This window comes from Candidatus Kapaibacterium thiocyanatum (genome assembly GCA_001899175.1).
GTDB classification, from domain to species: Bacteria; Bacteroidota; Ignavibacteria; order Kapaibacteriales; family Kapaibacteriaceae; genus Kapaibacterium; species Kapaibacterium thiocyanatum.
Window position 1 is genome coordinate 59,306 of record MKVH01000015.1, and the last position, 12,874, is coordinate 72,179.

The following is a 12,874-nucleotide window of genomic DNA, read 5'->3' on the forward strand; positions in this document are numbered from 1 at the left end:
ACGAACGAATGCAGAAACGACAGAAGAACCGACTCCTCGCCACTCCGCTCGGCACGGCATTCCAGGCGTTCTTCCGGTCCTCGAGTTCGGCCGGTATCGTCATCCTCGTCGCCACCGCCGTAGCCCTCGCATGGATCAACTCGCCGCTCGGCGGCAGCTATCATGCGTTGCTGGCCCTGCCCCTGGAATTCATGCTGGGGAGCTTCCATCTCCATTTCACGCTCGGCCATTTCGTGAACGACGGCCTCATGGTCGTCTTCTTCCTGAGCGTCGGCCTCGAGATCAAGCGCGAGATGCTCGTCGGTGAACTCTCTTCACTGAAGAAGGCCCTGCTGCCGATGATCGGCGCCGTCTTCGGCATGCTCTTCCCTGCCCTCATCTATCTGGCCTTCAACGCGGGTACACCCACTGCACGAGGATGGGGCGTGCCCGTAGCGACGGACATCGCCTTCGCTCTCGGAATCCTGGCCTTGCTCGGCAACAGGGTGCCACTGGGGCTGAAAGTCTTCCTCGCAGCGCTGGCCATCGTCGACGACCTTCTCTCCGTCCTCGTCATCGCCCTCTTCTATTCGGCATCGCTCGACGTCGAACTGCTGCTCTGGGCCCTTGTCGTCACCGGCATTCTCTATGCAGGCAACAGGATCGGAATCCACTCCATCAAGTTCTATACCGTATTCGGCATCGTGCTGTGGCTGCTCGTTCTCTTCAGCGGCGTCCATGCCACGATCGCCGGCGTCGTGCTGGCCCTGACGATTCCCGCGCGCCCGCGCATCGACAGAAGGTCGTTCTTCGACCGTGCGCACGGGCTCGTCAACGACGTGTTCCGCAGGCGTGACAGCGGCGACGAAGCCACGAACTCCGATGCCATCCATCAGCTCGAGAAAATGTCGGAACAGGTGCAATCCCCTCTCATCCGCATCGAGCATGCACTGCAACCCTACGTCTCCTTCGTCATCATGCCCGTCTTCGCCCTCGCCAATTCCGGCGTCGCCATCGACGCCACGATGGTCGGCAACCTGTTCTCACCCGTCTCGCTCGGCATCGCACTCGGACTCTTCCTCGGCAAGCAGATCGGCGTATCGCTCGCTGCATGGCTCTCCGTGCGGTTCGGCTGGGCGACGCTGCCGGACAGCACGACGCTACGGCATATCTACGGCGTGTCGCTCCTGTGCGGCATCGGCTTCACGATGGCACTCTTCGTGGCCAATCTCGCCTTCACCGACCAGCACAGTCTCGACGTGGCGAAACTCAGCATCCTGGTCGGGAGTACGATATCGGCAGTGTTCGGTCTCGTCCTGCTGAGCCGTTCCCTCCCCGCGACAACGAAAGGCAGATCGATATGACGATCTATCAGGTCACCGTTCACGTTCCCCGCGAGCTTTCGTCGGACTGGTCGCAGTGGATGAAGGACATCCACATTCCCGACGTCCTGAACACCGGCGTGTGGCTCGAGGCGCGCATGCATCGCATCACCGAACCGCGCGACGACGATGCGGAAACCTACTGCATACGATACTCGTGCAACACACCGGCGGACTACGAACGATACCGGCACGACTTCGCCGCCGATCTCCAGGCATTGCATCGCGAACGCTACGGAGCTCGCGTGCGTGCGGAACGCACCGTGATGGACGAGCTTCACGTCATCGCTCCGTGAAGGTTCGCCTTCGGAGACTCGGCGATGCGCTTTCACGACTGATCGACCGGGCAACGCTCTATCGCCTGACCGATGACGCTCTTATCGTCAGCTCGGCTATCGTCGGCGGCGTGGCAGGCCTCGCCATCGTGGTCTTCCATCTCGTACTCGAGATCGTGGATCGCGGCTTCCAGGCACTGTCACCCGGCATCTTCCATACGACGAATCTCACGGTCCTTCTCATCCCCTTGATCACCGGCCTCGGTGGACTCTGCGTGGGTGTGCTGAAATCCGTGTTCTTCCGCGATGTCGACCATCATGGCCTCCATACCGTCGCCGCATCGCTGTCCGAACGGTCCGCACCTCTTACCTGGCGTCATGCCTTCCATGCCATCATCCTCTCGTCCATCTCCATCGCAAGCGGCGGTGGCGCCGGACGTGAATCGCCCACAGTCGTCCTTGGAGCTTCCGTCGCATCAGGGTTGGCCCGGCTGGGCGCCATGGACCGACGTCATATCCGTATCCTCGGGGCGGCTGGGGCGGCGGCGGCCATCAGTGGGATCTTCAACGCTCCACTCGGCGGCATCCTCTTCGCCGTCGAAGCCATCACCGGCGAGCTGCGCGCACGCACGTTCGTTCCTATCGTCATCTCATCGGTCCTGGCGACGGCGACCGTACGGACGGTACTCGGCAACGACCCTCTGCTACGCTCTCCGAACGTCGTTTCCGTACCGCTCGCGGAGTATCCCCTGCTCGCCATCGCAGGCCTGCTCTCGGCAGTGACCGCCGTCTACTACCTGCGTACGTACGACTGGTGTTTCCGGCGAACCCGCAGCGCCCTCGCGCCATTGCCGACGTGGTTCCGCCCATGTCTGGGCGGTGTCGTGGCGGGCATTCCTCTCATGGCCGTTCCCGCACTTCTGGAAACGACGTATACACCCGTGAACAATGCCATCGCAGGCAACGGCATTCTCTGGATGGCGGCACTGACAGTACTTCTGAAGCCCCTGACGAATGCCATCACACTCGGTAGCGGTGGAGAAGGAGGAACGTTCGCTCCGGCGATGAAGACGGGTGCCCTGTTCGGCTTTTGTCTCGGGACGTCACTCCATTTCATCTTCCCGGACATCAATGCAGGACTGTACGCTCTCGTCTGTGCAGGTGCCGTGGTCGCAGGCACCTTTCGCGCTCCCCTGGCGGGGGCCATCATCCTGTTCGAGGTCAGTGGCAATTACGGCATGCTGCTCCCCCTGCTGTTCTCTTCCGTATTCACAGTCTATGTCGTACGACGGATGACGACGTTGACCTTCAATCCCCTGCCGAACGATCTTCCGGAACAACGGCGCGATCCGGAACCTCATGTATGATCGTCACGCAATACCCGGGCACGACGGGCAGACGAATCCCCCCGTTCGCACGGATGCTACGGTGTCGACGGGAAACGATGCGACGACGGAAACGGCGATACCCGATGCTCAGCCGCTCTCCCTCTCGCTGAGTTCGGCGAGCTCGTCGCGCTGGCGCTTGCTCAGTCCCTTCGCCACGAGATCGTACGAATGATCGATCAGCTCCCTGAGCATGTGTACGGGAACGCTGCCGTCGCAGGTGATACTGTTCCAGTGTTTCTTGTTGAGGTGGAAGCCCGGACGTACGGCGTCGTATCGTTCGCGCAGCTCCACGGCACGCTCGGGATCGCACTTGAGGGCGATGACGGTAGGAATCGTGTCGAGCGGGAGAAAGGCGAAGATCTTTCCCAGCACGCGGGCGACGATGACGGTATCGTCGAAGGGCATGTCATCGGACGTGCCCGGCTTCGCCAGGCAATAGCTACGGATATCGGCGACGTCCATCATGATGATGCTCCTGAATCGGTGAATGTCTATTCCAGCTCCGGCGACATGATGCGATACTTCTCGACGACGTTCCCCCCGATCAGATGTTCCTGGATGATCAGTTCCAGCACGTCGGGCGTACAGGACCGATACCATACGTTGTCGGGATGGACGACGGCGATAGGCCCCATGACGCAGACTCGAAGACAGTTGGCCTTCGTACGATAGACACCACCCGGCTCGGACAGTCCCAGTTCCTTCAGCCGCGTCTTCAGATAATCCCAGGCCTCGATACCGTCCTCCCGGGCACAGCACTTCGGCTTCGTGGGATCCGCACACAGAAAGATGTGGCGGCGATGGGTACCGATACCCAGTTCCTCGACCTTCTCGGCAAGTTTCTTGCTCATGATCGTACCAATCGCATCAGTGCAGTACGCAAGGCATCGGGAATACGACGTGCCTTCCTCGTCGTCCTGTCCACCGTGACCGTCGTGCATCGGCCGCGCGCCGCCACGTCGTCCGAACCGGCGATCCTCACCTCGAATTCCTGACGGAACGAAGCACCGCCGATCTCGCCGATCCAGATGTCGACGACCACTTCGTCGTCGAGCGATACCGGCGCCACGAAGTCGATGGAGAAGTTCACCCTCAGCACCCAGGCATCGAGGGCATCCATTCCTTCGGCGGAATACGGGAAGCCGCAGGCGCGCATCATCTCCGTTTCGGCGATCTCGTGCAGACGCACGTAGGTGCCGAAATACATGATGCCGGCCGGGTCGCAGTCCGACCACCGTATCCGTTCGCAAACGGAGACCGACGTCGCGTCAGTCGAAGATGGTTTCATCCTCGACCTTCCATGCGGGATCCACGATGCAGATGAAGACGATGGGCTCGTCGCCTGCGTTGCGGATCCGCTGCCGGGCATCCGGCGGGATGTAGATGGCGTCGCCCGGCCCTACCTCGCGTTCCTCGCCGTCGATCTCCATCACACCGTTGCCGGACATGATGTAATACACTTCCGACGTTCTCAACGCGTGCAGATGCGAGATCTGTCCTGGCGGCACGATGGCGTGGGCAAGACTGTATCGCAGGTCGATCGGCTGTTTATCGGGATGGAGCAACTCACGCAGGATCGTCCCGTCACCGGCAATGAACTCTTCACAGTCCGCAAGGTTACGCACGAGCATGTTACTTCACCGTTAAGCCGTTGAGGGCATTCTCGATATCGGGATACAGCTCATCGGCGATCTCCGACGGCAGCGTCGCCAGAACCTGGACGCTTCCGCGCGCACCGCTGTAGATATAGCCGAAGTAGGTGATGGGCATGGAATTCATCGTGCACTTCAGACGAATGAACTTCAGCTTCGCACCGTTGACCGTACGATCTTCCGTCGACACCTGCTCGATGTCCGGGGCCACTTCCTTCATCCCTTCCATGAATCCCTTCATGAACAGGTCGAACGGATAGAAGTCCTTGGACGACATGACGATGACCTGGGCATTGCCGGTCTCGTGTTCCAGTTCGAAGTCGGAATGTTCTCCCTGTTTCTCCGTCGCAGGCAGCCATACCTTCGGATTCACCCACAGTGCCCCCATGGCCTTGCCGTCGTACTTCTTCGTGCTCGCCTTCGGCTTCTTGAATTCACCTGCGGGCAGCAGGACGCTCGTCGTGGCAAGGGTGATATGGCGCGCGGCGGCATTCGCGAATGCATAGGCGCAGCCCGTACAGGCCGTGGATGGTACGGAGGCGGACAGCATGGCCGCTGCGGAAAGTCCGAGAACGTAACGGAGCATGAAGGATTCCAGGAATGATGGGTCGTAAAAATACGATCTGCCGTTCATTCGTTCATTGGGCGGCTTCGTTCCGGGCCCGCCGGGCACGAATGAAGGAACGCACGGCGAGCGTCACGTAGGTGAGGCAGATGACGGACATCACGCTCTGCGTCCAGATGGCCACAGGCCGCTCCATCGGCGTTCCCGAGAGCAGGTGGACGAGCTTCGGCACGGCGCTCACCGTCGCCACCATTCCGAAGGTCGCCACGGCTGCGGCCGCATGCATGGCATGACCCCGCAACGATTCTTTCCGGGCCATGACGCCGAGAAGAAGGAAGATCAGACCGAAGCCCGCCGGTATTAGGGCCGTCGGTGCCTTCGTCGCGATGAACGATCCCGTCCCAAGAAGGATCAGGAGCGCTCCGTAGATCGATGTCGTGCGTGCCATCATTGCAATAGCCGTATCAGCATGAACGAAACGTCGGTACAACCTACGAATTCCATGGCGTTCCATTCAAGATGCGACGGCGCAGGTGGATCTGCCGGTAGGCGTACCGCTGTCGCATGACGATGATGCGGGCATCGCGCATCCTGCGTTACGCATCGTGCGTAGTATGGACGAATCACGAAGGTGAACACCGATGCGCCGATCAGGCATCATGCTCTGCCGTCGAGGAAATCTCCATGATCGGGCCGGGGAGCTGCACACGAAAGACCGTTCCCCGGTCCACCGAACTCTCGAACCATAACCTGCCACCGTGGGCCTCGACGATCTGCTTCGAGATCGCCAGACCGAGACCGAAGGATTCCTCACCAGACGTGCCCGGACGTTTCGCATCGGTGAACATGTCGAAGATCCTGTCCTTGATGCTGTCGGGAATACCGATGCCGTTGTCCTCCACCTCGATCAGCGCCGCACCCGACTCACTCATCATCCGTATCGTGATGGCGGAGCCGTCCGGACTGAACTTGATGGCGTTGCCTATCAGGTTGCTGAGCACACGCCAGATCCGCTCGCGATCCAGCATCATCACCACCGGTACGGTCTCGAGGATCAACTGCTGTCCCTTGTCGTTCGCCCTGAAGCGCGCAACGTCCACGCAATACTGCAGGAGCATGTGCAGGTTGACGGGATCCAGCTTCAGATTCTCCTTCTTGCCGTGCACGTGCAGGAGCTGCCCGATCAACTCGAGCGTGGCCGTACTCGTCGTCCGGATCAACTGCAGCATACCGCGGTGGTCGTCCGTGTGTCCGCCTTCGTGCAGCAGCGTGGCGGCGATCATGTCGATGCCACCGACCGGACTGCGAAGATCATGGGCCACGATCTTCATCATCCGTGTATTGTCTTCCTGACTCTGTTCCAGCGCTTCGAGAGTCCGGTGCAACTGGATGTTCTGTTCCCTGATCGTCCGGTTCAGTCTGGTCAGCTTGGCGACGTGCTTCCGTGATCGGCGCAGGTCATACCATACGAGAAGACCGATGACGATGGACATGGACAGGATGACGATTGCCACCCAGAGGAACATGGTCTTCTGCTCGTCCTCCTTGCTCAGGAGGGCTACCTGATACTCCTGATCCAGCAGCCGGAACTCGGGTACGAAGTCGACCCGGAACAGTTCACGTTGTGCGGCATCGACGGAATCCTTCAACTGCAGATAGTTCAACAGAGCCGCATAGGCAAGTGGTCCGTTCGGTGCTGTACGATCGTAGTAGATCCATCGCCGTTTCCTCCACCGCAGCTCGGCTTCGCGATTCGGTATCGTATCGAGCGACCTGCGCAGATCGCGCAATAATTCGTCCGCTTCGCGATACCGCTCCGTTTCGATGAACAGGGAAGCCAGTTTTTCCTTCGTCAACTGTGCATCGCGTATCGGGTGATCGGGTCGATCGTTCAGGCGTATTCCCTCCTTCAGATACGATTCGGCATTCCCGTAGTCCTTGAGATGGAGATAGACGCCACCAAGATTTCCATAGATGACGCCCTTCGCCTGTTCGATGAAGTCACGGTGACGTGGATCGGTGAAGAACGGTTCACGTTCCTTGATGAAGTTCAATGCCAGGTTATAGTAGTACAGGGCCGTATCCATGACGTTCATGCGCTCATAGCATATACCTACGCTGTTGACCTGGCCCTGTCCTTCGGCGAAGTACTTGTAGAAATCCGTTCTGTCGGTGCAGTATCCATGTTCGAGGACCGCTTCCTTGTAGTACCCTACGGCATCACGATACCGTCCCTGTTTGTAGCGAAGCCCCGCGAGTCGGTTCGTGAACTGGCTCATACCACAACTGTCGGCCCGCTGCTGCACGAACCGGCGGCCCTGATAGTAGAACTCGAAGGCTTCGCCGTAGTTCTTCAGCCCGAGCAACGCATCGCCCTTCGAGAACAGGGAATGCGCCCACTGTTCCGGATAGGCGTCCACGTCCTCCTTGATGACAAGCATCATACTGTCAGCATACAGGGAGGCCATGGTGTTGTCGTGCAGAATGGCACCGTAGATATAGTTCAGTCGAGCCAGCAGTTCGTACCGGTCTCCCGTTCCGGGATTTTCCAGCGCACGATAGACGGAATCCAGTACGGCTTTCCCTCTGGACATCTGACCGATCGTGACCAGACTGTCCACGGCGCGTTCTACGGGAACTACATAGCCCGGATGATCCTGTCCGTGTTCCCGCGCCGGCGTACAGGCGTCGAGTACGACCAGGCATGCGATGGAAAGAATCAGTCCGATCCGCATCGATGGAACATGGATTCCGGATTGTCCGGGCTCTATGCGAACGTTGCCCGTTGCAGGTGCTTGTGCTGCCTTCATAACCGACCCAGGGAGTGTGTCTGGCCTGCCCATCTCGGAAGTACACAGCATGCTCGGACGTCCATGCCGCAACTCGCCGATGCCATTCCTCCCCATAATATCCCGACAAAGGAGGTAAGGACAAAATCAACCTTTTCGAAGGCCGAGACGCGATTCGGTTCCATCCATGGATGACGTCCCGGACCATCGTTCGTTACCTTGCGGCTCACCGACTTCGGACTATATTGGCGGTTTGGAGGCAGAAGTCGCGTATCTGTCATGACCGATGCAGGAACGGGCCGAGAGCCCGATCACAGGGAACGAACGGTGATCGGGACGATGGTTCTCGCATTCGCCATCGCCGCTATCGTGGCAGTATGGCTTCTCACCGTTCCCTCTCTCACTACCGCGGAGCTTCGTCGATCACGACGTCGTAACCGACGTCGGTCGATTACACGACGCGCATAGGGGAGCAACAGCGGACTCGATGGAATCGCCATCCATACGGATACGCTGGACTACCTCCTGCGCAGAAATATCTGTGTAGACCACTATACCAACGAGGACTTCCTAGACCACATCGTCCCGGGCGAACCTCGCAGGGTATGGGTCGAACATGATTCCGGCCTCTCCCACATCGTCCTCGGTCTCCGCAACAGCCACATCACCCTCGATGCATCGGCCGGCATGGCCGAGCGCGACGGCAACCGCATGTGGGCGATGATCGTCGGCGGCTCCGGTCTGGTCTGTGGCATCTGATATCTGTGGTATCTGAGACAGTCGATACGGAAGATCGTGACGATGCGCCCCGACCTGTCATGACAGCCACCCATCACGTCAACACTACTACGTCCTAGCCATCATGCCGATAATCGTTCTTCTCCCGGGTTTCATCCGTCAGCTTGGCAAAAAGGACTGGAAGGCCATATGGGCTTCGATCGCCGTAGCACCTGCGATCTTCCTCTTCTGCGTCGGGTCGTATCGTTTCCCGTTGATCGGTACCGACGATCTCTCTTCATTCGACATCGTTCCGACCAGAATTACGCACGAGCAGAAACGCGAATACCGTAACAGTATCGATCGCCTCGTCGTTAGAACGCAAACACAGACCTATCATATCGAGAAGTACCTCTTTGACAACCTCTATACCACGGGTACCGTCTACTCCAGTATCGAGATCGGCAAACCTCTTCGCATATGGGTACGCACCCGTTCGGGTCGAAGAACCGTGGTTATGGGCTTCTATAATCCCTATATCAGCATGGACCCATCCATCGGCATACGACACGACAATCTCCTTTCCATCCTCACCATCATCCTTGCCTACGGCTTCTTCACCGCTGCACTTTGCGTGTGGCGAATGACGTATCGGCGGATCAGAGGCAGATTAATACAGTATCTGGAGAGGTTGCAGCGGGCACAGGTACGGTCTACATGACACGGGTGGCGCCGTACCAGAAGTAGATCTTCATGCAGGCCTCGAGCATATCGCTGCGTTTCGAATAGCAGATCGTTCTGCGTGCAAGACGCTTCACATGAGTCCGGATACTCACGTTCTTCCGTTCGATATGATTCGTCCCGTATGGGCGCATCCTGTGAACATCCCGTGGTATCAGATATGCATAACCGGGTAGCTTGTCGGTATGGATCCTGACCGGTTCGGATTCGAGTACGACGCTCGTAACCGTTCCCAGCACCACACTCGTCCTGCTACCGACAGTGAAGGCCGCCACCATCTTCGTAGTGCGTTCCAACGCGTAGATGATCCATTGGACATTCGTCCTGCTTCCGATGTAGGTACACAGCTCATCGATTTCGTACTCCAGACCTTTGTCCGAAATGGGTGGAGCAATACGATCGGCTATACGTCTGATCCTCCGAACCACTGTCGCCGGTCCTATTCCGAGGAGCCTTGCGATGCTGCGGATACCGCATCCTTCCCGTATATGGGCTGCGATGTCGGCATCCATGTTCCGTATGCAGGCAGGATATCGGTAGTGTTCCATGAAGCAGCGTTTGCAGGATGTACATTTCAGTCGTTGCCGTCCGTTGGCGTGACCGTTCTTCACGCTCGGTGAGTTGCAGGTGGGGCAGAGAGGTGTGTCGGCGGTGATACTGGATACGATGGGATGACTCCATATGGGATTACGACATCGGGGATACACGTAAGTACGACGGGTAACGGGGTGTGGACGAAAGACCTGAGCACCGTCGCGATGGCTTCTCGCCTGAACGCCTCATCGTAGCGTTTCTAATTTCTCCGTCATACATGTCTCCCTTCCAGATGGAAGTTGGAGAACACCACACTGTCAACCAAATGGGGGGGGGGATGATCGGACCGGCATCATCGTGTTCCCCGTCGACGGATCGTACGACGGCGGCGTCCGCTTGATCAGGCGCGCAGAACTCGTCGTATTGTCCACCCGATGTCGCCCACATGATCGGCGAGCGTATATCCCATTGTCAATGAACATTCCACGAATGCGTTTCTCCGTGTACAAAGACACGTAGTCGCTTCATGAATCCTCATCAACACATTGGAACACGAGGTCCGGAGGTTGGCTCAAAAACCACTCAAGGACGCCCCCTCCCGGGAGACCCGGACGAGACATCCTTGATTTCGAACTTCTTACGAGAACAGAAAGCCAGTATTCATGCCGATGACGGCGCTTGCGAACACGCCATCAACATATTGAAACACTACCCCTACCGACTAGAGCGAAGGGGCAGTTCCCTTCTCCAACGCCATTGTCACGGCTTGGGCCCACTCTTTCTCCATTGCACCGTCAGCCGGTGAACCATCCTCAAGTAGAGAGAGAGATCCCAACAACCCAGCCAGTTCCTCTGACTGAGTACTTTCATACATCATTTCGAGAAAGAAAAACATTGCTGCATATGCTTGCTTGCTTGTTAGGACTGTTTGCTGTGTCATGGTTTCCTCAATGCTTACCTGTTTTTCCAAAATTCTCACCCGACAAGCCACGTGTGGGACTATAGGTCTTAGGGATGGAATTTACACCACCATTGATAATCTGATTCCCTCGTTTTTGCACCCAAATCTGTGTTCCATTCTCGAGATTTCTGGCCGCCCAAGTGTTCCCATATTTATCTGGACCGAGTATAGCAGTGGGATCATCTGCTACATCTAGAAGTAGTTGTCGATTTGCAGGTGTATTGGGCAAGTGTCCTTTGGAATTTCTGAATATATGCCCAATCCTATTACTAGGCAGCACACTTCCCGTCACGGGCCTCTGCGCAGGGACTTGCACCTGCGGCATCCTGACGGCTGTAGCCCACGACAGCCCAAATGTAAGGCCTAGTTCGGTGCCTGCTGCCATGGGACCGGCATATTCTGGTGACACACCAGCAGTTTCCAGTCCTTTCTTTACGCCCTGGGTAACCAGCGACTGCTGCGACGTGTTCGTCGTAACCTCTATGTACCCCGTCACGATTTGATCCGTAGCCACACCTACTGTAGCGAGTACAAGCGGTGTCGCAAGACCCGCCGAACCGACCTCGCCACCTGCGGCCAGGGCGAGCATGCCCACACCTCCGGCGATACGAAAGACTCCCAATACCATCGGCGGTACCACGATCGGCTCAACCGGTTTGTTACCGAACAATGCCTCAGGTGGTGGGTAGAGATACTTGGATGGCTGAAGCCAGTCGTCATCGTCCTCTGCTACCTCGTACGTAACCTTGCCTAGCGATACGGATCCCTCGTTGTTCTTGTTGAAGAGTCCGGCTAGCCAGTCACCGATGCCACCGAAGAAGCCACCGACCGAACTTGCGAACCCACTACTCCCTTGTGCCTGCGGCGGCGTTGCATCCTTCGCCATGGGAGCCCGCGTTCCACCCATTTGCATTGCAATGGCAGTAGCATTGAAGGCCGCCATTCCCGCTCCACTACTTCCACCAGTGCTACCACTACTTCCCGGCGCCAGCGGACTCGACTCTTCGAGGCCGAGAGGATCGACGAAGCTCATTGGATTGAGTCCCATTCCTTGATACGGAGTCATCCACGATCTCATGATCGGGTCCTGACTGCTCCACCGTCCAAGTCCACCCTCGTACGGCCGGAACAGCGTACCGTAGTCGTTCACCCATCCGCCCTCGATCTGCTTGCGCATACCGTGCCAGGCATAGCCGTACAGGTTGGTCAATGCCGTCACTGCACGGTTGGGCCTTTCTTGACCATAGGGGTCGTAGTCTCGTACCTCCACCTCTTCGGCGTTGAAGCGGCCACTGCCATCGGGGATCTTCACGTCCGTTACCAATCCTCTGACACTGCCGAGGTGATCGTTCAGCTCGTAGAGCTTACTGCCGATGATGCGGTAGTGGATGTCGCCGCTGCTTGCACTTCCTGTGGTTCTGTCGACACCCACACGACCGATACCATAGAGCGTCCACTCCTGTATGGCCGGGGTGTTGCTGCCGGTTCTCGTATACAAGGCTTCGTCCATGCTGGTACCATGGATACGGTACCACGTCTTGTCGTCCGTACTCGATCGGGTACGGACGACTCTTCCGAAGGCATCGTAGGCATGCGTGAGGACAGTACTCGCAGTCGTTACACGTTTGACGTCGCCGTCCGATCTCCATTCCGTCGTCCGTGCTTCGTTCATGCCAATGTTCTGCGTCTGCTGGCCTTTGGCATCCGTCGCCGTCTGGCCCGTCGTCTGGTTCTTCACGTCCGCAGTGTAGCCCGCGATACCGGCCGCCGCTTCGCTTACCACGTCCACGACGTTACTCGTCGTGGCATTCATCGTGATCGTCACGTCATCCAGAAGAACGGATGTCACCGGATCGGTCATGGCCCTTCTCGTGAAGCGCCGCATGGTTCC

General features: G+C 58.0%; 14 protein-coding genes. 4 read left to right on the forward strand and 10 right to left on the reverse strand.

The window, feature by feature from the left end:
• The first annotated feature begins 8 nt into the window (after window positions 1–8).
• From BGO89_05450 to BGO89_05460, 3 genes are read left to right on the forward strand one after another with little or no spacing between them, the layout of a single operon-like run.
• Window positions 9–1,343, forward strand: a complete 1,335-nt coding sequence (locus tag BGO89_05450; protein ID OJX58750.1) for a Na+/H+ antiporter NhaA — start codon at window positions 9–11, stop codon at window positions 1,341–1,343.
• Entirely contained in the window at window positions 1,340–1,657 is a 318-nt protein-coding gene (locus tag BGO89_05455; protein ID OJX58751.1) for a hypothetical protein, read from the forward strand. Before BGO89_05450 ends, BGO89_05455 begins: the two co-directional genes overlap by 4 nt.
• Complete coding sequence (locus BGO89_05460) at window positions 1,654–3,003, forward strand: hypothetical protein (GenBank protein ID OJX58752.1); 1,350 nt, start codon at window positions 1,654–1,656, stop codon at window positions 3,001–3,003. The genes BGO89_05455 and BGO89_05460 overlap by 4 nt, the downstream gene beginning before the upstream one ends.
• Window positions 3,004–3,111: 108 nt before the next feature.
• On the opposite strand, the gene BGO89_05465 is transcribed toward BGO89_05460, so the two are convergent.
• From BGO89_05465 to BGO89_05495, 7 genes are all read right to left on the reverse strand, one after another.
• Window positions 3,112–3,486, reverse strand: a complete 375-nt coding sequence (locus BGO89_05465) for an MmcQ-like protein (GenBank protein OJX58771.1) — start codon at window positions 3,484–3,486, stop codon at window positions 3,112–3,114.
• Window positions 3,487–3,515: 29 nt separating this feature from the next.
• Window positions 3,516–3,875 carry a ferredoxin gene (locus BGO89_05470; protein ID OJX58753.1) on the reverse strand — a complete coding sequence of 120 codons (360 nt, stop codon included), beginning with the start codon at window positions 3,873–3,875 and terminating at the stop codon, window positions 3,516–3,518.
• Window positions 3,872–4,312: a hypothetical protein gene (locus tag BGO89_05475; GenBank protein ID OJX58754.1), complete on the reverse strand. Its 441-nt coding sequence runs from the start codon at window positions 4,310–4,312 to the stop codon at window positions 3,872–3,874. The genes BGO89_05470 and BGO89_05475 overlap by 4 nt, the downstream gene beginning before the upstream one ends.
• A complete protein-coding gene (locus tag BGO89_05480; protein OJX58755.1) occupies window positions 4,293–4,655 on the reverse strand; it encodes a mannose-6-phosphate isomerase in 363 nt (120 codons plus the stop codon). The genes BGO89_05475 and BGO89_05480 overlap by 20 nt, the downstream gene beginning before the upstream one ends.
• A gap of 1 nt (window position 4,656) precedes the next feature.
• Window positions 4,657–5,262 carry a hypothetical protein gene (locus BGO89_05485; GenBank protein OJX58756.1) on the reverse strand — a complete coding sequence of 202 codons (606 nt, stop codon included), beginning with the start codon at window positions 5,260–5,262 and terminating at the stop codon, window positions 4,657–4,659.
• 52 nt (window positions 5,263–5,314) lie between these two features.
• A complete protein-coding gene (locus tag BGO89_05490) occupies window positions 5,315–5,689 on the reverse strand; it encodes a hypothetical protein (protein OJX58772.1) in 375 nt (124 codons plus the stop codon).
• A gap of 202 nt (window positions 5,690–5,891) precedes the next feature.
• A complete protein-coding gene (locus tag BGO89_05495; GenBank protein OJX58757.1) occupies window positions 5,892–7,976 on the reverse strand; it encodes a hypothetical protein in 2,085 nt (694 codons plus the stop codon).
• Between the two features lie 916 nt (window positions 7,977–8,892).
• Between BGO89_05495 and BGO89_05500 the strand changes: the two genes are divergently transcribed.
• Window positions 8,893–9,468, forward strand: a complete 576-nt coding sequence (locus BGO89_05500) for a hypothetical protein (GenBank protein ID OJX58758.1) — start codon at window positions 8,893–8,895, stop codon at window positions 9,466–9,468.
• Here BGO89_05500 and BGO89_05505 read toward each other — a convergent pair.
• The 3 genes from BGO89_05505 to BGO89_05515 all read right to left on the reverse strand — a co-directional run bounded on the left by BGO89_05505 (window position 9,461) and on the right by BGO89_05515 (window position 12,868).
• Window positions 9,461–10,171: a hypothetical protein gene (locus tag BGO89_05505; GenBank protein OJX58773.1), complete on the reverse strand. Its 711-nt coding sequence runs from the start codon at window positions 10,169–10,171 to the stop codon at window positions 9,461–9,463. The genes BGO89_05500 and BGO89_05505 overlap by 8 nt on opposite strands.
• Before the next feature lie 572 nt (window positions 10,172–10,743).
• On the reverse strand, window positions 10,744–10,962 hold the full coding sequence (locus BGO89_05510; GenBank protein ID OJX58759.1) for a hypothetical protein: 219 nt from the start codon (window positions 10,960–10,962) through the stop codon (window positions 10,744–10,746).
• Between the two features lie 7 nt (window positions 10,963–10,969).
• On the reverse strand, window positions 10,970–12,868 hold the full coding sequence (locus tag BGO89_05515; protein ID OJX58760.1) for a hypothetical protein: 1,899 nt from the start codon (window positions 12,866–12,868) through the stop codon (window positions 10,970–10,972).
• Window positions 12,869–12,874: the final 6 nt, after the last annotated feature.